Source organism: Actinoalloteichus hymeniacidonis, assembly GCF_014203365.1.
GTDB classification, from domain to species: Bacteria; Actinomycetota; Actinomycetes; order Mycobacteriales; family Pseudonocardiaceae; genus Actinoalloteichus_A; species Actinoalloteichus_A hymeniacidonis.
Window position 1 is genome coordinate 2339035 of the sequence record NZ_JACHIS010000001.1, and the last position, 22173, is coordinate 2361207.

Here is a 22173-nt window from a genome sequence, read left to right on the forward strand (position 1 = left end):
GCGGGACCGGAGAGCTCACTCACTCGTGCGGATCATCTCTGCACCGATCAACCCTGCTCGTCGACCAACTCCAGCCGAGGTGAGGGCGACTCTCGCGTCTGGATCCGCAGTTCGGAGCTGTAGTCTCCGTCCACGAGATTGTCGGGCCTGGTGTAGACAGCGCGTTGCACCTCGCCATCGAGGGTGAAGACCAGGATGTGGCCTCGGATCCCGAAGAGTTCGTCCATGTCGATCGGTGCACCGACGGCGCGTTCGACGAAGTCTCGACTGACCGGATGGTGGAACACCCGGACCCGGTCCCACTGCCCGTCCGTGAGATCACGAAGCCGCGCGGACCCGCCATCCCGGTGCAGTTGGGCGATCCGCTGGGATAGTTCCCGGTCCTCGCGCAATTGCACTCCCTCCTCGGTTCCTTGTCCCATCAGCAGCACGGCTGTGACGGCGGCCAACACCACCGCAGCGATGACGACCAGCAGTGTCCGACGCCGCGGCCTTCTCACTCGGTCAGTTGCCATAGGTCCCGTAGTTCTCGCCGTCGCCGCCAGGGTTGTAGCCGCCGGAGGTGTTCTCCCCGTAGCTGGGATCGCCGGGATCAGGCCCACCGACATGCGGGAGATCATCGGCGGTACCGCTCTGTCCGATCTCCACGTTGTCGCTGTGGGTGAGCCTGCCATCGGTCTCGACCACGATTAGATCCCCGTCGTACACGGCCTGCTCGATCAACTCGGCCAACTCCTCCGGACCGGCATCGGGATGCGCGGCGGCAATCTGCCTGCCGACTTCGTTGTTGTGCAGATCCATCGATTGAGAGCTGGCCGGATTGTCGGGGACACGTTCATGGGCGGTCGCATACTCGGCGGCCCAGTCTTGGCCGAACCGATTGGCCAGCATGGCATTCCAGTACGCGTGCCGGAACGCGTCCGAGTGCCCATCGGTGGAGCCTGCGCCGTCGAACACGTTCTCAGCGTCGTGCAGCGCCGTCCGATAGATGTCGTAGGCATCTTTAGCACCCAGTACGCCGATATCCTCCAGCATTCGGGCCTCGCTTGCTGTCATCTCTATCGGCGACCGGCCGAACAATTCCATGGCCCAGCCTGCGAGTCCCGCTGGAAACATGACCATGCCATCGGGGTCGACGGAGACCTGGTAGTCGTCGAGTAGCTGTCGGTGCAGGTCAGCCGCGTCAGGGCCTAACCGCCGCTGACAGGTGACATCGACACGTCATGAACGATCTCGCCGTGACGGTCATGGCCCGTGGCCAGAGTTCGCCGACGTCGGTGAGAAACCGACCTACTGATATCTTCGGCCAATGTTCACCGAGGCTGATCTTGCTCGGCGCGCTCGGGTCTATGCCGCACTGCCGGAGTACCGCAGACGGCTGCTCGCAGTGGATCCGCTGCCCGGTGCGTTCGTGGGCTCGGCGGGCCTGACCGACCACGAGTTCCAGCTGTTCTCCCAGAACGGCGAGGACGGCGTGCTGCTGGAGATCCTGCGGCGGGTCGGGGTCACCGACGGCAGCTTCGTCGAATTCGGTGTCGAGACCGGTCGCGAGGGCAACTGCATCGCGCTCGCCGACGTCGCGGGGTGGCGCGGGCTCTTCCTGGAGGGCGATGGCGCCCACAACCATCACCTGCACCAGAAATACCAATGGAACAACCGAGTCCGCACGCTGCACGCCATGGTCACCCCGGATCGCATCGAGGAACTGTTCCGGTTAGGCGAGGTTCCCGCCGAACCCGACGTGGTCTCGATCGACATCGACGGCGGCGACTACTGGGTCTGGGAGGCGTTGACCCGCTTCCATCCCCGGGTCGTGGTGATCGAGTACAACTCGGCGCTCGACCCGAATCGAGCGTTCGTGCAACCGAGGGACACCCCGCCCTGGGACGGCACCGCGTTCTTCGGGGCCTCGCTCGGTGCATTGGTGGCCCTGGGGGAACGGAAGGGATATCGATTGGTGCACTGCGAACTGGCCGGCGTCAACGCCTTCTTCGTCCGCGCCGACCAGGCGGGCGAGTTCCCGGCACCGGCCGAGGTGCAGCGGCGCGGACCCAATTACTTCCTCACCTCCCACGGCCATCCCGCCGACCACGCTGGTCGCGCCTACGTGGAGCTGTAGACCGACAGGCCGCCGTGGCCTGCCGACCACTGCCACACCACATCCCACGGACTGTGCGAAGTCGGGCAAACGGGGTAACGACCAGGACTCGATGGGCTACGGTGGCGCCCGGTTCGTGCAGGTACACCCGCTGAGAAGACTGAGATGGCTGAGATGGCTGACAGGCCCCTGCCACGCGCGGCGCGCAGGCAGGCGGCGGATCACCGACCACCCGAGGTGCCGGACGAGGGCGCATCGGGTGCTGGAGCAGCTACTCGGATCGGCGGTCGGCGTCGGCGCAGGGAAGCCGAAGCCGCAGCCGAAGCGGCCGGCTTCGTCGAGCCCGGTGGGTTCATCCCGCCGGAGACCAGGGGCAGGCGAGCCCCGGCCGACGGCGAAACCAGCGGATCGTGGAGCGAGCCCGGACACGACGCCGAGCCAGGTGGGTTCGTGCCACCGGCTCCGCCTGCTTTTCCGGATTCCTTGGACTCGGGCGAGTTCGCCGTCCGGCAGCGCCCGATACCGCTGCCGCCGGGCGGCAGGCGGCGCCGGGCCGAACCCCCGACACCGGACGAGCAGCCGTGGCCGGAGCCGGGCGCCGAGCCTCGCCGACGCCAGCCGACACCACCGCCGGAATCGGCCGAGCGGCCCGAAGCGCGCCGGCGTGCGGCAGAACCACAACCCCAGCGTGCGGCCGAACCCCGGCGTGGTCCACGACCGATGGAGGGCCGCCCACCGGGACGGTCCCCGGAGCGCGATGACGTCCATCCACCGCCGGAGATACGCGAAATCGGCGCCGTGCGCGACGGAGGACGTCGCCGTCGCGCCGTCATGGAACCCGAATCGGCCGAGGAATCCGCACCTCGGCTGCCCTCGGGATTCCAGGACACCGACGTCCATCGCCGCCCGCCTCGGCGTTCCCCGAATGCCGAAGCACCGAATGCCGTAGCACCGAATGCCGTAGCACCGAATGGCGTAGCACCGAATGGCGCAGCACCGAACGGCGGAGCGCCGAACGGTCGCCCTGCTCCGCCCGACGTCCACGGCACACCTCCGCCGGGTCCGATACCCACCCGACCACCGCGACCGAACCCGGCCGATCCCGCCGCGCGGCGCCCGACCGGGCCCCGGCGATCGCCGGATGCAGCGGGCTCCGCCATGGCCGAGGCACCTGCACCACCATCGAGGGGCGAGGTGCGTCCGCCGCGACCCGCCCCGCGTCGCGAGCCCACCGAACAACCGCAACGGCCGCCGCCCCGACCCCGTCGGATACCGCCGCCGAGCCCGGCCGAGGCGACCGTCCGACTGCCCAAGACCCAACCGGCCGCCGAGCAGCCGCCCTCGGACGAACCCGAGAACGAGACCGTCGTCATCCCGGCGGTGGTCGGCGACCGTCCTGCGGCGGCGCCCAAACGGCCCGGCCGGATCGTCTTCATCGACATCGTGCGCGCCGTCGCCGCCTTATGGGTCTTCTACGGCCACGTCGACATCCTCTTCCTGCAAGAAGAGGTCGGCTACACCTGGTTCACCTCCAGCTTCAACTACTTCGTCGGCCCGCCGCTGCACCTCGCGGAAGAGGGCATCGGTGCGGCAGCCGTGCCACTGTTCTTCCTGGTCAGCGGGTTCATCATCACGCCCATCGCCCTGAAGATGGGTGGCGGACGGTTCATGACCAACCGGCTGATGCGGCTGTATCCGCCGCTGATCGCCGCCGTGTCGATCGCCGTGATCTTCGCCGCGTTCGGACTGTCGCCCCTGATCCTGCGCAGTCTCCCCGACATCACCGTGGGGACCGTCCTCAGCAACATGACATTGATCAACTTCTTCCAACGTCCGCTGGGTGCGTTCGTCGGGGTCGCCTGGACGTTGGCCGTCGAACTGCTCTTCTGCATCCTGCTGGCGGCGATGCTGCCGCTGCTGCGCCGCTGGATCTGGGCGGCGCTCGCGGTGGAGATCGTGATCATCGTCGGACTGATCCTGCTCGGCGACCTGCTCGGCGGCACCTTCGGCGTCTTCGCCTCCGAGCTGCCGTACCTGCTGGCGCCGATCATGGGCCAGGCCATCTGGGCGGGATGGAACGAGAAGATCCCCGGCTGGCTGGCGGGCTCCTATCTCGCGGTGTGCTGGGGCCTCTACGTGTGGACCTCGCACCTGGATCTGGCCGACGACTATGTGCTGCGGCCCGCGCCGATGGCCTTCGGCCTGCTGATCATGCTGGTCGGAGTGGGCATGGAATCCCGGCTCCGACAGCGCGCGATCTGGACGTGGTTGTCCGATCGAAGTTTCTCGCTCTATCTGATGCACGCCGTGGTGGCGTTCCCCGTGATGCGTGGCCTGGTCAACGTGGTGCCGCTGTGGCTGACCCTGTTGTTGGGCGTGGCGGCCACGGTGCTGGCCGTCGAACTGTGCTTCCGCTTCGTGGAGAACCCGAGCCACAACCTGGCCCGCAAGCTCTCCCGAAGAGCGAAGAAGACCTAGTACCAGCGCCGAACGCGGGCCCACCAAGGACCCGCGTTCGGCAGGCATTCCAGGTCAACCCGTGCTGTAACTGTGTTCGTGATGCACGGCTCGCTCGGCGAGGAACTGGTCGAAGCCGATCTCGCCCTCGGCATGATCCGGGGTCAGATGCTCGCCTCGGCGCAGGGCGCTCGCGATCGCGCCGGGCATCGGCATCCCGACCACCCGGGTGTCCCGGCCCTCCGAGTCCAAGGTGCTGCGGGCCAGTTCGACCAGGCTTCGAACCTCGGGGCCACCGATCTCCGGGGTACGTCCGGCCGGGCCCTTCTCCACCCACTCGACCAGCCGTCGCGCCACGTCCCGCACGTCGATCGGCTGACAGTCGATCCCGGCGGGTGCGACCACCAGCGGCCACCGGTGCTGCACGTCGGTCATCCTGGCCACCAGATCGTGGAACTGGGTGGCGCGCTGGATGGTCCACGGCAGCCCGGAGCCTGCGACGACACCCTCACAGGCCAGCTTGGTGCGGTAGTAGGACAGCGGAACGGTCTCGATGCCGACGATGGAGATGTAGATCAGGTGTGGTGGGTTCTCCGCCCGGCTCGCCGCATCGGCCAGCCGCCGGGTGATCGCCACGTCGCCCCCGCCCGGCGAGGTCGCGCAGTGCACGATCGTGTCAACGCCCTGCACCGCGAGGTGGATACTCGGTGAGGTCGCGAGATCCCCGACCACCCATTCGGTCGCGGGTTTCGACGTCCGTTCCTCGGCGGGAGGGTCGCTGCGGCTGAACAACCGCACCGCGTGCCCGCGAGCCTGTAGTCGGTGCACGACGGCCCGGCCAAGCGCGCCGGTCCCACCGGTCACCAGAGTCGGTCTGGCCACGATTCCTCCCGGTTCCCTCCTCGAGCCATGGCACTCCCGGCCGGGTACCGAGGCCATCTCTGTACTGAAGGAGACGACACACTGCGCCGAGAGGGGTGTCCCATCCGCAGTGTGTCGCCTCCCGCAGCGGCCCGCAGCATGGTCTGCCAGCTCAGCTGTTACCGCTGTGACCTGCGATGCAGCAGTGTTCGGGGGTGTTCTCGCCGATTACCGTTCCAACATTGCTCGGAGTCCGGATCCGGTGTCGATCGCGCCCGAGTCCCGGGCTGAGAGGTCCAGGTAGGGAACCCCGCAGAACTCCAGATTGACGATGTTCATCGACCCGATGGTCACCAACGCCGATTCCGGTCCGGTGTCCTGCTGGTTGATCAGGACCGTCGCCTGATGCCGCCCGTCCTCGGTGGCGAAGGACACCGTCGTGTAGCCGGGGATGCTGCCGGTGTGCCCCCACAACTCGACCCCGCAGGTGGTGGCCATCTCCTCGATGCCCAACCCGTAGCTCGGCCAGAACTCGTGGCCGGTGGGCACCGTCTCCCGTAACGCCTCGGTCGACTCGGGGGAGAGCAGGCCGCCGCTCAGCAAGCCCGCCCAGAAGCGATGCAGATCCTCGGCGGTGCTCACGGCGCCGTACGCCGCCCACGCGAAGGACGGGTTGATCTCGGTGACGTCCTGCCGCTGGCCGTCCTGCATGAAATAGCCGGAGGGATGCCCAGCAGGCAATCGGGGATCGGTGATTGGCAGAGTGGTGTCGGTCATCCCCGACGGCGACCACACCTCGGTGTCCAACACCTCGGCAAGATCACGGCCCGTGACCGTCTCCACGATCATGCCGAGCAGCACGTACCCGGTGTTCGAGTAGTGGAACGCCTCGCCCGGTGCACCGACCGTGCCGAGCGCGACCCCCATCTGCACCAGCTCGGTGGGGGAGAAGGTGCGCTTGCCGTACTCGGACGGTGGTTGCTCCGTCAGCGTCACCGTGTAGTCGGCCAGCCCGGCCGTGTGGTTCAGCAGCTGCTCGACGGTGATCTGCTCCGCATCGGGGACCAGCCCCGGCACCAGCTCCTCAAGGGAGTCGGTCAGTGCCAGGCTGCCGTCATCGACGAGTTGCAGCACGGCCACCGCCACCATGGTCTTGGTGATGCTGGCGGCCCGGAACGCGCCGTCCTCGGGCATCGGGGTGTTGTCGTCGAGATTCCCGACCCCGTCGGCGGCCTGCCAGCCGCTGCCGTCCTCGATGGTGGTCACGGCGACACCGGGGGCGCCTGCGTCGACCATCCGACGCAGCTCGGCCTCGACGTCCGCCCGGGCGTCCCGAGCGCCCGCCAGCGCGGCGGGCGCCGTCGTCGACACCGAGGTCTCGGCCGAGGCAACGGGGGCCACCGCGCCCATGAGCAGCAGCGGGACCGTCAACGCGGCCAATCCGCGACATCGCCTGCCCAACCGGGACCGATTGCTGTGTGACATGGTTCCTCTTCCTTGCACGGCCTCGTGGCCACTCACAACGATTCGGAACCAGTGGATCTTGTTCCGGGGTGTTCCCGGATCAGCCGATCGGCCTCGTTCGGCCCGCCATTCGGCCAGCGGCCGTTCGGCCCTGCCGGTCTCCCGGGACGCGCGGCCCGAGAGGGAGCTTTTGGACCTCAGCGCGCCTCGGCCGTCACCAAGAGCTGGAGCGTGGCCGCCACCCAGGCCTGCGCCCGCCGAGCCGGGTCCTGCGCACCGAGTGCGGTCTCGAACGCCGCCACCAGCGAGGCGCCGGTGCGCAGCCCCACCCGTTGCAGGCCGGCCGCAGCCTCGGACACCCGACGCAGCAGGGACGGCGAGAGGTGCGCGAAGCCTCGGTGCGCGGTGTCACCCAGCACCAGCAGCGCCGTGTTCAACGCGGTGTCCAGTGGCCCGAGTTCCGCCTCCGCGCCCCAGCCGAACGAGGCGGCGCCCGCACCGTCGGCCAGGTCCGGCACCACCACGGTCGATCCGGTCAACACGGCGATGGGGTCCAGCACCAGGCCACCCTGGACCCGGGTGAGGGCGCCACTGATCAATCGCACCGGATCGTCGTCCTCGGCTCCCCGCAGCGCCTCGGCCAACGCATCCAGGGAACCGGGACTGGTCGACCGGTAATGCGCGGACACGGTCATCGTGTTGCCCGCGTCGTCGGCGATCAGGGCGCTCAATCGTTGTTCCCCTGGGTGGTAGCCGACCCCCAACACCTCTGCGGCGCGGACCACGTGGATGTTCTCCGCCTCGACCCGAGGTCGGATCAGCGACGGCGGGCGCCGCCGCATCGCCTCGGCGGTCGCCGCGAAATCCCGGACCAACAGCGGCTCCGGGAGACTCGTCCAGCTGGCACCCAAGGGCAGCACCGTCGTCTTGGCCACCCGGCTGTCACTGATCCGCATTAATCGACTGGCGTTGCGCGACGCCGATTCCGAGACGATCTCCGCGGCGGCCAACGACCGCAGCGACACCCCGTTGACCCGGCGATTCGCCAGGTTGTTCGGGGTCGGTGGCTCGCCGGTGACGGTGAACTCCCGACGCAACACCATGACCGTGCGGGTCTCGAGTTCGGCGAGATACACATTGACGGTGCGGTGATGGGTGTTCTCGTCCGTCGAGCCCTCGATCCGGGCGCCGAGGCTGGTCAGCCGGACCCGCCGCAACGGGGTGTTGGCGGGTTCGTCGGTGCCCAGCACCCGCGAGCGGGGACTGGCGCTCGGATTGATCGAGGCCTGATGCCGGGCATGCAGTTCGGTGATGAGCTCGGCGACCCGCCGGCTTCGATGTGTCGCGGCGCGGTCGGTGTAGGCGGTGAGCTGCGCGGCGAGTTCCGTGACCGCGCCGGCAGGCCACCGCAGATCCGCCGCCTCCAGCGCGGCGGCGGTGCGATGCAGTTCGGCGAGAAACGCCTCGCCGGTGTGCATGGCGCCTTCGTTGAGCAGTCGATCCACCAGCACCAACGCCGGTTCGATGCCCGACGAGTCGGTGTCCTGTCGAGCCCCGCCCACATCGAGTCGGACGTCGTCGCCGGTGAGCCCGCGCTGATCGGCTTCCCGGAACGCCCACACCGCCAACGCCACGAACTCACCCTGATTGGCCTTGGCCGCATCCGAATGCGCGTAGCTCAACTCGTTCGGTACCAGGAAACGGACCGTGCAGCTGGGCAGCTCCACCCTGGCGATCGGGTCGGACGCAGCCGGACGGCACACCCGAGCCGAGAATCCGGCGCGCCGCAGCCGCCGCGCGCTGGTCATGGCACGTTTGCCGAGGAACTCGTTCAGGGCGTCATCGTCGATAGTGCCGGGAGACCAGACGGTGAACGCCGGATCGACGGCGTTCGCGGTGTCGTCCGCAGCATCGGAGACCTGGGCCGCCGTGCCAGCCGTCTCGGTGGCAGCCGCTCCGGCGGCCATCTCCCGTTGATACGCCAGCACCAGGCCGACCCGATGCCGACAGACCGAGGTCGAGGAACAGCCACAGGTGGCGGTGTCCAACCCGACGCCCACCGGTAGGGCGGCGTGGGCGCCGTCGGGGAAGACACCCACCACCGTGCCGTCGTCCTCGACGGTGATCTGCGGGAACGTCCCGGCGTCGAGGTCCTTGGTGGCGCGTTTGACCAATCCGCGATTGGCCAGTGAGGCCAGGGCCTCGCTGGACAGCGCCAGTAGGTCGGAGCGTGTCATCGGCCGATCCTCTCCGCGACGAAGTTCGCCAGCTCGCCCGGCGTCATGGCGCCCACGTGGGCGCCGACGTTGGCCAGTCGCTGCGCGGTATCACGGTTGTAGTCGGGTTGGGCGTCCTCATCGAGCGCGGCGAGACCCAGTACGACGGTGCCCTGCTCTACGAGCTTGCGAACGCTGCGGATCAACTGGCCCTCGTCGCCGCCCTCGTAGAAATCGGTGATCAACGCGACGATGGTGCGTCGCGGGTTCTCGACCACGCCGGCTCCGTACTGCACCGCCTTGGCGATATCGGTCCCGCCGCCCAGTTGGACCTTCATCAACAACTCCACCGGGTCGGTCACGTCGTCGGTCAGGTCGACCACCGAGGTGTCGAAGGCGATGAGGTGGGTCTTGAGCCCCGGCAGTCCCCACAGACAGGCGGCGGTGACCGCCGTGTGGATGACCGAACCCGCCATGGAACCCGACTGGTCGGCGAGCAGGATCAGCTGCCATTGGTCGAGGCTGCGTTGGGTGCGGGAGAAGAATCGGGGTTGCTCGATGGAGATCCGCCGTTCCTCGGGCTGGTAGTGCCCGAGGTTCGCCCGGATGGTGCTGCGGAAATCGAAGTTGCGGGCCTGCTTGAACCTGCTGGGCCTGCGAGCCCTCGTTCCGGTGAACGACTGCCGCACCTCGGTACGCAGCTTCTCCATCAGATCCCGAATGACCTTCTCGACGATCTTGCGAGCCAGCGCGAGGACATCGGGATTCATCAGATGCTTGGTCCGCAGCACCGCGCTCAACAGACTCGGGCTGGGCTCGACCCGCTCCAATACCGTCGGGTCGGTGACGATGTCGAGGATCTCGAAGCGCTCCACGGCGTCGCGCTGCAGGCGTTCGATGGTCTCCTTGGGGAACAACCGGTGTACCGAGTCGAGCCAGTCCACCGTGGTCAGGGCCGACGGCCCGTCGCCACCCTCCTTGCCTGCACCGCCGCCATCGCCTCGGATACCGCGCTTGGCCAATTCCGGGTCGCGGCCGTACAACCAGCTCAACGCCTGATCCCGGCCTGCGGCATCCCCGCTGAGACCGCCGGTGTGCTTCTCGGCGGAGCTGCCCAGGATCAGCCGCCATCGCTGGAGATCACTGTCGGACATCGTCACGCCTCCGCTCCGCCGAGTCCCTCGCGGGCACACAGATCGGCCACTCTCGCCTCCAGCGCCATCGCCTCGGCCAGCACGGTCGGATCGACCGAGAGCCGCAGCAGACTCCGAGGGCTGCTGTGCTTCCCGCGTCTGGCGAGGAGTCCGGCCGCGATGATCTCGCGTTCCCTCGGGGGGAAGAACTCGAATGCGCCGCGCAGGGCGGGCAGCGCGATGAGGAAGTCCGCGTCGGGCATCGCCGAGATGATCTCGTCCAACACACTCAGGACACCCGACGTGTCGGTTTCGGCATCGCCGTGTTCCTCGCTTGTCAGTACCTCGTCACGGGCCAACACGAACAGCCCGGCCAACCAGTCGCCCAAGGTGGTGGGCAGCGCCGCGCCCCGGGCGGCCCTGGCCGCATCGACACCACCCTGACCGGACGATCCCGCGTCGCCCATCGACCAGCAGAACCCGAAGGCCGCGCCACGAAGGTCCTGCGGAGCCAACTCGTCGAGGCTGATGCGTTGCATCACCGCCAGCGCGGCGTCGCGATCCAAATCCAGCTCATGCTCGGCATGCCGGAATGCGTCACGCACGGCGGCGATCGCCTTGATCCGGGGCACATCCATCGGGGCGGTGGCGCCCTGGACGCCCTCGGCGAGCCACAGCACCCGTGTCACGGCACCGCTGATGATCTCGCCGAACAACAGGCTGTGGGCCGACCCGAGCAGCGTGTCGTGCCGCCACAGGCCGAGGACCGTGGTCGACACCCGACCCAGTGCGCCGAGATCGGTCGCCCCGGCCACTCCTTCGGCCACCGCCGACACGATGGTGTCCGCCAGCGTGTCGAGCCCGCACAGCGCCGCATCGAACAGCACGGCGGCCAGCGCATCGACATCGTTGCCTGCCTCGGCGACCTGCTCGGTCAACAGCGCCGATGTCGCGTCGATCAGCGTGGCCCCATAGGAACCCGCCTCGATCAACGCGGTGCGGCGGGTCTCCAACGCCTGCAGGGCCCAGCTCTCCGTCGCCCGCGTATCGGCGCCGGTGCTCGGGCCGTTCACCCGGACGACGCCCGGGATGTCCAGCACTCGAAGGCGGTGCAACAGGCGACTGCGCTGGCGATCGCCGTCCTCGACGAGGTTCAGCTCCACGTCGCCATCACCGTCGAGTCCGTGCTGTTGCAGCTCGGTCTCCACGGCCAACACCAGCGGCGGGGCGGGGGTGTTCGGATGCAGCGAACCGACTCGATCGCCGCCCAGCGCGCTCACCATCGCCACCACGGCCGGATGCGCGCCCTCGGCGAGCGTGCCGCGCACCGTCCACGGCAACGGCTGATCGAGATCCTCCGAGACCAGCGCGGTGACCAGACCGTCCAGCATGTCGGTCCGGGTGGGCTCCGGATGGCCGCGCAGCCGGGACAGACCCTCGGCACTCGCGGTCGCCGCGATCAGATCCGCGGTGGACACCGGCTGCTTGTGCTTGCGCAACCGCTGCGCCACGATCTGCATGACCTTGGTCGCGGCCTGCCTCGGTCCGTTCTCCCACAGCTGTTGGTAGTACTCGGGGGAGGGCATCCCCGCCTGGTAGCCGACGAAGGAGTCCAACCTGGTGAAGGAGTACGGCACCAGGAAACTCCCGCTGACCGCGCCCGCCGGTGGCTGCGGCACCACCGGTGGCGTGCAGTCGCCGTCGGTGGCGGCCGAGGCGGCGACCAACGCGGGGCGATGGAAACCGCCGGTGATCACCAGGACTGGTCGATCGCCCGCCTCGACGACGGCGGAGCGCACCCAGGCGGCCATGTAGGCCTCGCGCGCCATGTCCATCTCGCCAGCTTCCAACGCGGCGAACGGCGCCGACTCCTCGTCGTGCTCGGCGGTCGGGTCCTTGGTGACCTGGCCGCGCAACAGGTCGAAGTAGGCGGTCAGTCGCTCCGCGAGCCCGCCGTCCGCCTGCGCCTCGAAGAGGTGATCCCAGAGGGCGTCGATGTTGTCCACCGAGAAGGTGCGACACAGCTCGTCGACCACCTCGGAATAGCGGTTCTCCGCGTCCGAGTAGCGGTTGCGTTGATCGGTCATCGAGTGATGCCACGCGGGCAGATCGATGAAACGGACCTCCGCGCCTGCCTCGCGACCCTTGGTGAGGGCGATCCATTCCGGCGAATAATCGCAGAACGGAGTCCAGGAGGACTGCGCGCGCTTGCCGTCCCGAAGGTAGCTGAAGATCGCCATCGGCAGTCGATGACCGAGCAGCAGCTCATCGATCCGGTCATTGAAATCGGACGGACCCTCCACCAACACGATCGCCGGGCGTAGCGATTCGATGGTCGAGGCGACCAGACGAGCGCAGGCCGGACTGTGGTGGCGGACCCCGATGAAGGTGGCGGGCATCAGCCTGGCAGCCGGTGCCGGGCGTCGTGCAACGCCTTCCACTGACCGTCGGTGGCCTTCTTGGGCACCTGTTGTTCCAGGTAGCGGCGCAACCGGACCAGGTCCTCGCCGTTGTCCTTGGCGGCGGTGCCCGCCAGACACTCCACGACGTCGGCGGCGTCGCCCTCCTGCCCGCGCAGGAACCAGCCGCGCAGCCCGACGGCGTGGGCGACCGACACCGCCTCGGCCGTGCTCATCACGGTGGAGAGGCGTTCCATCGACTGGCCCTTGTCGGTCTTGCCTGCGCGTAGCTCGCGGAACGTGGTCACCAGCACCTCGAGCACGTCGCGCCGGGGCGCGATCTCGACGCCGGAGCGCCGCAGCAGGTTCCCGGCCTCGCGTTCCACCAGGTCGAGTTCGGTGTTGAAGTCGGCGATCGGGAACACCGTCTCGAAGTTGAAGCGCCGCTTGAGCGCCGCGCTCATCTCGTTGACGCCCCGGTCCCGGGTGTTGGCGGTGGCGATGACGTTGAAGCCCTCCTGGGCGAAGACCATCGAATCGGCGCCGGTCAACTCGGGGACGGCCACCACGCGCTCGGAGAGCAGCGACAACATCGAGTCCTGCACTTCGAGCGGGCAGCGGGTGATCTCCTCGAAGCGGACGATCTTGCCCTCCGCCATGCCGCGCAGCATCGGGGCCGGCACCAGCGAACGCGGCGAGGGACCCTCGGAGACCAGCATCGCGTAGTTCCACGAGTACTTGATCTGGTCCTCGGTGGTCGCCGCGCCGCCCTGGATGGTCAGGGTCGACTCGCCGCTCACCGCTGCCGCGATCAGTTCGGAGAGCAGCGACTTCGCCGTTCCCGGCTCACCGACCAACATCAGGCCACGACTCGTCGCCAGTGTCACCAGCGCCCGGTCGATGAGCGATGGGTCGCCGACGAACTTGCGGGCGATTCCGGCGCGCTCGTCGCCGACGATGAACCGGCGGGCGGCCGACAGACTCAGCGCCCATCCCGGCGGGCGGTGTCCGGTGTCCTCGGCGCGCAGCCGGGCCAGTTCGTCGGCGTACCGGATCTCGGCCGGTGGTCGTTGCAGGGTGTCGTGGGACATGGGGGATGCGGTCTTCCTTGTCGCGGATGGGCGAACGGGCGTGCGGTGTTGTCTTCGATGCCATCGGTGGCGCCTGCGTTCCATTCCCGGTGGACTGGAAAGCAACCCGGCGGTGTGCGGGCCACGGCTCTGATGACGGGTGTCGATGCCTCGGCGGGGATCTCGACAGCGGCGAAACCGGTCCGCGCTCGGTTGAATGATTAACCTGTGGCGGACCCTAGCCGACGCCTATGACACCGCCGGGTGAGATCAGCTCGTCAGGTCCAGCAGGGTCTGGATGAGTTCGGAGGCATCCAGCGGACCCACCTCGCTCAACGGCAGATCGGCCGAATCCCGATCGGATCGGTGCCCCACCAGCCGAACCCACTTGATCTCCGCCGCGAAGGAATCCTCGGCGTCGATCTCGACCAGGACGTCCCCGGCCCCGCTGACCAGCGGGAAACACAACGTGGTCGAGTAGTACGTCCACGCCGCGTTGCGTCGGCAGAGCGCATGTACCCGGCTGGTGTAGGTCGTCATCCCATCGAACCGAGTGAGGCGATTCTCGGTGCGTTCGGCTTCGCTGAAGGTGTGCACCGGCCTGCCGAGTTGCGGAAACGGCTGGGTGATCAGGTAATCGGCGAAGACTTCGGACCACCGCGCCGGGTCGCCGCCCAGCAGGGCGGGATGCGCCACCATGACCTCGGCATCCTCGGCCACGAGCACTTCGTCGTCGTCGACATCGGCGAAGGTGCCGTCCTCGGCGATCCGGAACGTGGTCGGCTGCTGTTCATCGACGGGTTGCGTCATCCACACCAGCCTGCGAGCCAGGTGGATGAGCAGTGGATGTCCGACGAGGAAGGTGCGGAAGTCGACGAGCTGCCAACGGTGCTGTAGCACCATCGCCGATTCCAGCGGAGCGATCTGATCCTTGGCGATGGCCTTCACATCGGCGCGCAGGCCCGCGAACGTGGCGCGCGCGGCGGCGACCAGGCCCGGGTCGTCCTTGGTGGTTGGTCTGGGCAGGGATCGGCTGATCTTGCCGCTATGGTCGATGACCACGGGCGAGAGCCGTTCGTCGAAACCGACGGTGCAGCGCCTGCTGCCGAAGTCCAGGGTGAGGGCGCCGTCCTTGCCGAGTCCGAAGTCCGGCACGAGACGGTCCTCCACCTGTTCGGTGGTCAGGCCGCGCGCGGTGCCGATGGCGGTGATCCGCTTGCGCGCATCCTTGGCCAAGCCTTTGTACTGCACCGTTCGGGAGATCAGGTACAGGTGCAGCAGGGCGACATCGCTGCCGATGCACTGCAGCATGCCCAGACCGGTGACCGATCGTGAATGTGCGCCATCGCCGGGCCAAACGCTGATCATCGGGGCCAGTCGACGAACGATCTCATCGTCGCCGAGCAGGGCGAGATTGGTGAATGCCCACCGCCGATTCGTCGGCATGCCCTCCTGCTCCCACGCGCGGAAGATCGCCCAGCAGAAATCGACCAGCGAACGCGGATCGCAGGTCTGCTAATAAGAACCTGGTTCCATTCGGATGGCGCAAGCCGAATAGTCCGATCTGCCACATCCGCTTCGGGGTAATGGACGGCGCCGCGATCCGACACTCAAACCGAGGAATCGCTATACCGGTAGCCGCCGATCGGCATCATGGCCGGATGCGCCCGTGGTCCCACGCAGGTTCTCTCCGATTGCCGGATTCGCGGTGCGCGTGCCGAACGAAATCGGATGGCCCGCCGAGTCGCGCCTGCCTGCCACCCTGGCAGGCGTGGCAGGCAGGCAGCGATATCAGCTGGCGCCCGCCGTCAGATCGGTGAGTGCACCGATCAACTCGGACCAGGCGATTCGGTCGGCCAGGGTGAATGTCGACCAGCCCTTGTCCTTGCTGCCCTCGGTCCACAGCCACACGTCGGTGATCTCCTGCACCGGATCGGGTGCGCCCATGACCGAGATCCCGGGGCTGATCCGAATCAGCGCGCCGCGCTCGCCGAATTGCCGCACCAAGGAGATGCGACTACCTCGGGTGCCTGCTTCGACACCCTCCAACTTCCAGCCGGTGCGTTCCAATCCCAGTACCCGACCCGTCGGTGCGGTGCGGCCGTTGAAGGCAGACAGCCTCGTCGGATCCTGTTCCTGCGTGTCGCGTTCGTAGACCGGCCTGCCCAGCTGCGGGAACGGTTGCAGGATCTCGTAATCGGCGAAGACGTCGGTCCAGGCTTTCACCAGCTCGCCGAGCTGTAGGGGATGGGCGATACCGACCCTGGCGTCCGCCGGGATCGGACCGGGGTTGGACTCCCGGCCGCCGATGGTGTTCCCAGCATCATCGGCCGCCGTGGGCTGCACCGCGAATTCCGCGTCCTCGACGTCGGCCAGACTGCGATCCTCGGCAACGCGGAAGGTGCCGATCAGCTCACCGTCCCTCTCCACCACCCACACCAGTCTGCGCACCAGCTGACACAACAGCGGATGGCGCAGCAGACTCGTCTCGAACTCCGCCCACCGCCAACGGCGGCCGACGATCAGCGCCGCCTCTAAGCGACGCACCTGCTCGGTGGCGATGCCGCGCACCGACTTCTTGAGCGCGGTGAACCGCTGGTAGGACGAGGTCGCCAGCTCCGCGTCGTCGCGGACACCGGGCTTGGGCAGGCTCTTGCGCGACTTGCCGTCCTCACCGGTGACGAACGGTTTCAGTTGCTCGTCGAAGCCGACGATGAATCGACGCGGCCCGTAGTCCAGCTCCAGCGTGCCGTTCGGCGACAGTCCGAGGTCCGGCACCAGGCGGTCGGCGAACTGCTCGGTGGTCAGGCCGAGCCGATCCGCGTCCGCGCGGATGGCCCATCCTGCCTGCCGTGCCAGGCTCGCGGGTTTGTTCGTCTTCGCGATCGAGTGCACCAGCCGCAGGGTGTGATCGGTGTCCATCGTGCGTAGCGCGCCGAAGCCTGCCATACCGTAGCCGGCGGAACCACTGCTCACCCAGAAACCGAGGAAACCCGCGAGTCGGGTCGCCGCCGCGTCATCGCCGAAGCGGCCCACCACGGTCAACACCCATTCGGTGTCGGCGGGCCGGTGCGCCGCCAGCCAGTCCTCGAAGAGCGCCCGGGCGAACCGGCTCAGCGAGGTCGGATCGCATGCCTGTCTGATCAGGTGCAGACCGGAGTAATCGCCGTAGAGACCGCCGATGGCGACCAGGGTGAGCAGGGCGCGGACGGACTCCCGAGGTAGTGCCGCTGATCGATCACGCAGCAGGATCTGCGGCAGCAGCCCGAGATCCAACCAGTCGCCGAGCGTCGGGATCGTGGCCGCAGGCTCGTCCAACGGTCTGAGGCGCAGCAGCTGTTCCACGATGGGACCGGCCGCATCGCCCCTGCTCCCGGCGGCCTCGACGACCGCCTCGGTCGAGGTGAGTTCGGCGACGAACCGCAGCGCCTCGCGGGCCTGCTGACGCCGCCGCCAGTCCTCGCTCAGTGCCCCCGACAGCAGATACGGCACGATCGTGGCCCCATGCCTGCGCAGATACGCCTCGGCGACCGGGCGCCGAGGATCGTCCGGGAGCAGTCCGCCCATCAAGACATTGGTGATGTCGACGGTGCGGAACGGCAACAACGCCCACAGATACTCGGCGGGCGGCGACTTCTTGGCGACCGTCCACAGGTTCTTCGCCGCCGATTCTGGTCGCGCAGCGGCCAGTCGATATAGCCAGGCCGGATCGGAGGGCAGTGTTTCCGGATACCAGTACCGCAGGCGGCCCGAGGTGTACCTCTCGGGCGCCTCCACCAGCACGGGGATGTCCCACGCCGAGTCGAGCTTGCGCTTCTGGAACGCCTCGCCGATCTCGTCCCAGTCCGGTGTCCCCGACCACGGCGTCTCGGCAGGCATCGCCGCCCACTGTTCGCGTTCGCCGGGGGCCCAACACGCCCCTTCCTCGGCCACGGCACCGAGTTCGCCCTCGACCGGGCCGGTCTGGGGCCCGTCCCGTAGCCAGGAGCCCGATGCGAGGAAGTCCGGCAGGCTCGTATCCTCGGCGACCGGCCACCAGTCGGTGGGGCGCGGCACCGAGGCGCGGGCGGCGGTCACCAGTTCGGCCGCCCCGTCGACGGCACAGAACTCGGGGTCGGCCAGCAGTTCGTGCAGCAACCACGCGGCCACCAGCGCGGCCTGCCGCGTGGTCGGGTCCGCTTCCGTCGATTCGTCGACGGCCAGAGCCGGGAGCCGTCGTAGCGCCCGCAGCGGGAACCGGCGGGCTGCGGCCGACACGGTGGCATAGGCGTGCCGGGTACCGAGTTGCGCTGCCAGTACGTCGAAAGCGGCGTCGGTGGGCAGGGCGGCCAACACCTCGTAGACCCGGGCCCGCAGCGGTGCCAGCGAGCCGAGGGCGGCCAACACCGTCTCCAGCACCGGCAGCAGTCCCGCGCCCACCCGCTCGGCCAGGGTGAACACGTCCTCGGCCGTGGTCGGTATCGCGACCTCGCCCCAGCTCGACACCGCCGTGAGGTGCTCGGCCGTGGCAACGGTACGCAGCACCAATCCGCGTTGCGCCGCCAGCGCGAGGCCGAGCCACGGCGCCTGCACCACAGACTCGATGCGGTCGCTCTCGGTCGGTGTCAGATAGCAGGCGACCAACCGTTGCATCTCGCTGCCGTCGAGAACCGGTTCGCTCTCATCCGCGGCGTGACGCGGCGAGTCTGCGGGCGGACCGTAGGCGACCAGCTCCTGTGCTGCGGCCAGATAATCGGCGTCTGAAGCAATCGACAGCAGGGCCCGTACCCGGCGCGCCACCTGTTCGCCCGACCAGCCGAACGGCTGCCGGGTGTCCGAGTCGCGGCGCCGCAGATGCCGGGGCACCTGCGGATCCAATGACCTGCGACCGGTTCCCGCCACATGCTCGATGCCCGCCAGCTCCGCCACGGCCGTGGCCGTGAACACGAGACCGTGGTCCTTCGCCCAGACGTCGGCGAATGCCGCGAGGCTGTCGAGGCGCTTGACATCGGCGGTGGCGGCGACGACCGCGAACACCGCCGCCGCACCGAGCGGGGTCGGCTCGTCCGCCAAGTGCGCTCGACCCGCCGCAGCAACGTCCTCGGACCCGTGTTCGCCGGTCAGTGCCTCCGTCAGAGCGGACTCGGCCTTGGTCAGTAAGCGGCGGACCTTGGCCCGAGCGCCCCGATCCGGCTCGACGGCCGACTCGACTCTGCTGTGGCGCCAGGGATCGATGCGAGCCGCCCAGCTCTCGGGGACGACGAACGAGTCCTCGTTCGTCGCGGTGAGTCCAGCCGTAACCACGTTGTTCTCCTCGGTCACCATGAATGTGTTTGATGTCAATGAACTGACGGCCGGACCGGGGTGGTGGTTCCGGTCTCCCACCCGGCTGACGGCCGTTCGGACGGGGTAGGCGGACCCCCGTGCCCGCCTACCCCCGACAAGGACCGATCAGCCCACCAGTCGTTCGGCCTCGTAGATCAACTCTGCGACGGCGACCGGGCTGAGCTGGCCCAGCGTTCGACCGGTTCGGTGGCTGTCGATGCCGACCCCGGCCAGTCGTTGCCTCGGGCTTCCTGCCGGATAGCCCACCGCGTAACCCGGCTCGAAACCGATCTGAACAACCGAGCCGTCCGGCAGCCTGCGCGAGAACCCGTACACGCCGCCGCCGTCGCCGGGCATGTCCCGGTCCCAGCCACGCGTGGCCAGGCTCAGCAGCTTGCCGATGGGGACCTCGGCGCCCTCGAACCGAGTCAGCGTGTGCCCGGCCGCCTCCTCGTCGGTGAGGCCTCGGCTGGTCCTGGCCAGCTGCGGGAATGGTTGCAGGATCTCGTAGTCGGCGAACTGCTCGCCCCAGGCGGTCAACGAATCGGAAATCTCCTGCGGGTGTGCGATGCCGATCCTGGCCGACTCCGGCAGTGAGATCGTTGGAAGTCGGCGGCGCTCCACCGGCGTTGGCTGGCCATCGCGGCGGATCCACCAGGAACCGGGGCAGCGTTTCGGCGGGGGCCTCCTCGGTCTCCTCCGACTTCACCGCTGCCGCCAACACCGCTGCGGGGCCTGCGGGCAACTGCGGAAGCGTCTCGGCGGCCAGTGCGCGATGGTGCTGGGCATGGGTGGTCAACGCCCGTCGCACCATGCCCGCCGCCGCCGTTGTTCCCGTTCCTGCCGAGGCCAGTCGCCGCATTGCTCGGCGCGGGAATCGGTGCATGGCATCGAACAATGCGGTCGCCACCTGAGGCCGATCCACCCTCGCGACAAGCAGGTCGAACGCCTCGTCGGTGGGTAGCGCCGCCAGGATCGCGAAGGCGCGCGCCCGACCCGTGTCGTCGCTGAGGTCCCGTTGGTTGGAGTACCGGCGGTCGTAGCTGTCGAGGGCATCGCGCTCCACCATGGTGATCAGGGTCGGTGCTAACGGGCCCCGATCGCATCGGCAAGCGTCTCCAGGGTTCCCTTGGGCCACAGGAACTGTTCGAGATCACCGTTGCGGTCCAAGGTGGTCAGCTGTTCGACCTTGCCGACGGCTCGCAACACCATCCGCATCTGGATGTCCGCCGGGTCGGTGAGAGAGAAGTCGTCACAGAGCTCGGTGACCCAGTCCGTCTGGGAGGGGCCAGATAGGCGGCGACGATTCGGGCGAATTCGCGATCTCGACGAGCCGCGATCTCCGCCACCGCCGCTGCGTGGTTCGCATCGTTCACCGTGGTCAGAAGAGTCCGCAGCCGCTGCGCGACCGGCTCGCCGACCCATTCGGGGGCGTGTTGCTGCTGATTGATCAGCCGCCACTCCGACCCGTGGCCCCGCGACACGCGCGACCGAGCGAGTTCGGCGACCGCAGCGGCGGCGAAGTCGATGCCGTGCGCCGTAGCCCAGACATCGGCGAAGGCGGCGAACTCCTTGATCCGCTTGGCGTCGACCCCGAATTCCACCAACTGGACCGTGGCTGCCGCTCCCACCGGACTGGCCGCGCCGTCGAGATAGGCGCGAACCTCGGTGGCCAGTCGCCGCTCGGTGGCGGCAGAACCGAAGACCGAGGCGAAGGTGTCCTGCGCCTCATCGATGAGCTTCGCGGTGCGCTCGGCGGCTTTCTGAGCGGGAGTGGCGGTGACCGACCGGTGACCGCCGCGTCTGGGATCCACCGTTGTGCCCCAGGAACCGGGAACGTCGAGGATATCCTCGTTCGGTCCGTTATCCGGTTCGGTTGTGCTCATCGTGGGCCCCAGCATTCTGACTACTCGTCCGGTTGGTGATTGTTCTCCGCCGGTCGGTTGTGGTGGCGGAGATTAGAGACGACCCCCGACAGTGCTGTCGGCACGATCGAGGTATCGAAGACACCGTCGAATGAGAAGAGCCTTCCGGTTCGGTAGCGAAGGGACCGTAAGGAGGTCCAGAATTGCCGACATCGAACCGTGTCGCACTGCGCGACGATGATCAGCCGAGCGATTGCTCCATCCGGACCGTGCACCCCCGCTCGGCATCAACGGCACGATCTGCGGCACCATGGGTTGTGCGCGAGGAGTGAGGAGTGCTGCCTTGGGGGTCGCTGATGTGGTGGAGCAACTCCGGCGAGCACACGCCTTGGTACTGGAGGCCCGTCGCGCGGCGGTCATAGCCGACGCGGCGATCGCCGACGGCGCATCGGTGTTCGCGACCGCCACCCAGGGGTCCAACCAACCCGAGGTCCAGCAGATCAACAGCCATGCTCAGGCTGCGGCCGAGGACGTCCGCACCGCAGGCGAGCTGCTCGACGGGGCGCAGGAACTCATCGACGCCTACTGCCGATCCATCGCGGGCCACGGCGTCGACGCCCCGGCGCTCTCCGCAGCCGCGGTCCCCGCTCCGCAGGCGATCGCGCCGCCGATCCGACAGCGTGCCTCCCGCACCTCCGCCTCGCGGCCGGGCCGAACCGCGCCCGAACCCACCAGCCAGGCGGCGCTCGACTCCATCGGGCCGCCCAAGACGGCAGCCGGACCGGGCTCCGCCGAAGGTCCTGCCGAGAAGACACCCGCTCCCGACGCCGAGGTGCCCGAGGGCACGACGATCGACCCGGAGGCGCGCTATCCCGGCTGGATCGCCGAGCTGCGTCGCAATGGCACCGAGGTCGACCCGGACCGCATCATGCGGATGACCCGGCTGCGCAACGGACGGATCATCTGGCTGGAGAGTGGCCCCGGAGGTTCCGGCGGCAGCGCCGGGTTCCTTGGTAAATCCCGGGTCGGTGCGTTCGGCGCGGCGGGGATCGAGCCGGACGAGGTCGTCGATCTGGTCTTCGAGGCCCTGGAATCCGGCGAGACCATCGCAGGCGACGGGACCGACGGCACCGTCCTCGACGTCCGGTTCCACGGCCAACGCCGCCGCGTCGTGGTCACCGTGACCTCCGAGGGGGCCCTCGTCGACGCTCGGCCCGCCCCACCGGCTGAACCGCAGGCGGACCTCGGCCCAGCGCGGTGAGAGGGCCCGGCCCGACGGCCGCCTGCGCGGTTGGACCCGCTCCGA

At 68.5% G+C, this 22173-nt stretch carries 17 protein-coding genes; 4 read left to right on the forward strand and 13 right to left on the reverse strand.

The window, feature by feature from the left end; genetic code table 11:
* Positions 1 to 47: 47 nt before the first annotated feature.
* Together BKA25_RS10320 and BKA25_RS10325 are read right to left on the reverse strand one after the other, a co-directional pair.
* Entirely contained in the window at positions 48 to 500 is a 453-nt protein-coding gene (locus BKA25_RS10320; RefSeq protein ID WP_157421139.1) for a hypothetical protein, read from the reverse strand.
* A 4-nt stretch (positions 501 to 504) separates the two neighbouring features.
* The gene (locus tag BKA25_RS10325; RefSeq protein WP_069853805.1) at positions 505 to 1056 is read right to left on the reverse strand and encodes a DUF6973 domain-containing protein; all 552 of its coding nucleotides are present in this window, start codon (positions 1054 to 1056) and stop codon (positions 505 to 507) included.
* Positions 1057 to 1309: 253 nt separating this feature from the next.
* On the opposite strand from BKA25_RS10325, the gene BKA25_RS10330 reads away from it, so the two are divergent.
* Together BKA25_RS10330 and BKA25_RS10335 are read left to right on the forward strand one after the other, a co-directional pair.
* Complete coding sequence (locus BKA25_RS10330) at positions 1310 to 2119, forward strand: hypothetical protein (protein ID WP_069850280.1); 810 nt, start codon at positions 1310 to 1312, stop codon at positions 2117 to 2119.
* Between the two features lie 1173 nt (positions 2120 to 3292).
* Positions 3293 to 4576: an acyltransferase family protein gene (locus BKA25_RS10335; RefSeq protein ID WP_069850277.1), complete on the forward strand. Its 1284-nt coding sequence runs from the start codon at positions 3293 to 3295 to the stop codon at positions 4574 to 4576.
* Positions 4577 to 4630: 54 nt separating this feature from the next.
* Here BKA25_RS10335 and BKA25_RS10340 read toward each other — a convergent pair whose 3' ends face one another.
* The 9 genes from BKA25_RS10340 to BKA25_RS10380 form a co-directional block, all read right to left on the reverse strand.
* Positions 4631 to 5437 (reverse strand): SDR family oxidoreductase, encoded by an 807-nt coding sequence (locus BKA25_RS10340; RefSeq protein WP_069850275.1) that lies wholly within the window; start codon positions 5435 to 5437, stop codon positions 4631 to 4633.
* Positions 5438 to 5644: 207 nt separating this feature from the next.
* The gene (locus tag BKA25_RS10345) at positions 5645 to 6901 is read right to left on the reverse strand and encodes a serine hydrolase domain-containing protein (RefSeq protein ID WP_157421135.1); all 1257 of its coding nucleotides are present in this window, start codon (positions 6899 to 6901) and stop codon (positions 5645 to 5647) included.
* A gap of 176 nt (positions 6902 to 7077) precedes the next feature.
* On the reverse strand, positions 7078 to 9117 hold the full coding sequence (locus BKA25_RS10350; RefSeq protein WP_069850270.1) for a YehQ family protein: 2040 nt from the start codon (positions 9115 to 9117) through the stop codon (positions 7078 to 7080).
* The gene (locus tag BKA25_RS10355; RefSeq protein WP_069850268.1) at positions 9114 to 10250 is read right to left on the reverse strand and encodes a VWA domain-containing protein; all 1137 of its coding nucleotides are present in this window, start codon (positions 10248 to 10250) and stop codon (positions 9114 to 9116) included. The genes BKA25_RS10350 and BKA25_RS10355 overlap by 4 nt, the downstream gene beginning before the upstream one ends.
* A gap of 2 nt (positions 10251 to 10252) precedes the next feature.
* Positions 10253 to 12628 (reverse strand): DUF5682 family protein, encoded by a 2376-nt coding sequence (locus BKA25_RS10360; RefSeq protein WP_069850266.1) that lies wholly within the window; start codon positions 12626 to 12628, stop codon positions 10253 to 10255.
* Positions 12628 to 13719 (reverse strand): ATP-binding protein, encoded by a 1092-nt coding sequence (locus BKA25_RS10365; RefSeq protein WP_069850264.1) that lies wholly within the window; start codon positions 13717 to 13719, stop codon positions 12628 to 12630. The genes BKA25_RS10360 and BKA25_RS10365 overlap by 1 nt, the downstream gene beginning before the upstream one ends.
* Before the next feature lie 249 nt (positions 13720 to 13968).
* Positions 13969 to 15144 carry a DUF4132 domain-containing protein gene (locus BKA25_RS10370; protein WP_069850262.1) on the reverse strand — a complete coding sequence of 392 codons (1176 nt, stop codon included), beginning with the start codon at positions 15142 to 15144 and terminating at the stop codon, positions 13969 to 13971.
* A 345-nt stretch (positions 15145 to 15489) separates the two neighbouring features.
* Positions 15490 to 18981: a DUF4132 domain-containing protein gene (locus BKA25_RS28355; protein ID WP_157421134.1), complete on the reverse strand. Its 3492-nt coding sequence runs from the start codon at positions 18979 to 18981 to the stop codon at positions 15490 to 15492.
* 147 nt (positions 18982 to 19128) lie between these two features.
* Positions 19129 to 19626 (reverse strand): DUF4132 domain-containing protein, encoded by a 498-nt coding sequence (locus BKA25_RS10380; RefSeq protein WP_069850259.1) that lies wholly within the window; start codon positions 19624 to 19626, stop codon positions 19129 to 19131.
* Between BKA25_RS10380 and BKA25_RS10385 the strand changes: the two genes are divergently transcribed.
* Positions 19596 to 19916, forward strand: a complete 321-nt coding sequence (locus BKA25_RS10385) for a hypothetical protein (protein ID WP_157421133.1) — start codon at positions 19596 to 19598, stop codon at positions 19914 to 19916. The genes BKA25_RS10380 and BKA25_RS10385 overlap by 31 nt on opposite strands.
* A gap of 172 nt (positions 19917 to 20088) precedes the next feature.
* On the opposite strand, the gene BKA25_RS27700 is transcribed toward BKA25_RS10385, so the two are convergent.
* A complete protein-coding gene (locus BKA25_RS27700) occupies positions 20089 to 20214 on the reverse strand; it encodes a hypothetical protein (RefSeq protein WP_257786022.1) in 126 nt (41 codons plus the stop codon).
* Positions 20178 to 20888: a hypothetical protein gene (locus BKA25_RS10390; RefSeq protein WP_157421132.1), complete on the reverse strand. Its 711-nt coding sequence runs from the start codon at positions 20886 to 20888 to the stop codon at positions 20178 to 20180. The genes BKA25_RS27700 and BKA25_RS10390 overlap by 37 nt, the downstream gene beginning before the upstream one ends.
* A 322-nt stretch (positions 20889 to 21210) precedes the next feature.
* On the opposite strand from BKA25_RS10390, the gene BKA25_RS10395 reads away from it, so the two are divergent.
* A complete protein-coding gene (locus tag BKA25_RS10395; protein WP_157421131.1) occupies positions 21211 to 22128 on the forward strand; it encodes a hypothetical protein in 918 nt (305 codons plus the stop codon).
* Positions 22129 to 22173 lie beyond the last annotated feature (45 nt).

Bases quoted from the DNA above. Each gene is read 5' to 3' on its own strand.
- BKA25_RS10355 (WP_069850268.1), bottom strand. From the start codon at position 10,250: ATGTCCGACAGTGATCTCCAGCGATGGCGGCTGATCCTGGGCAGCTCC.
- BKA25_RS10365 (WP_069850264.1), bottom strand. From the start codon at position 13,719: ATGTCCCACGACACCCTGCAACGACCACCGGCCGAGATCCGGTACGCC.
- BKA25_RS10325 (WP_069853805.1), bottom strand. From the start codon at position 1,056: ATGACAGCAAGCGAGGCCCGAATGCTGGAGGATATCGGCGTACTGGGT.
- BKA25_RS10345 (WP_157421135.1), bottom strand. From the start codon at position 6,901: ATGTCACACAGCAATCGGTCCCGGTTGGGCAGGCGATGTCGCGGATTG.
- BKA25_RS10390 (WP_157421132.1), bottom strand. From the start codon at position 20,888: ATGAGCACAACCGAACCGGATAACGGACCGAACGAGGATATCCTCGAC.
- BKA25_RS10330 (WP_069850280.1), top strand. From the start codon at position 1,310: ATGTTCACCGAGGCTGATCTTGCTCGGCGCGCTCGGGTCTATGCCGCA.
- BKA25_RS27700 (WP_257786022.1), bottom strand. From the start codon at position 20,214: ATGGTGTTGCGAGCCGTCGGCAAGGTCGAACAGCTGACCACCTTGGAC.
- BKA25_RS10370 (WP_069850262.1), bottom strand. From the start codon at position 15,144: ATGCCGACGAATCGGCGGTGGGCATTCACCAATCTCGCCCTGCTCGGC.
- BKA25_RS10350 (WP_069850270.1), bottom strand. From the start codon at position 9,117: ATGACACGCTCCGACCTACTGGCGCTGTCCAGCGAGGCCCTGGCCTCA.
- BKA25_RS10360 (WP_069850266.1), bottom strand. From the start codon at position 12,628: ATGCCCGCCACCTTCATCGGGGTCCGCCACCACAGTCCGGCCTGCGCT.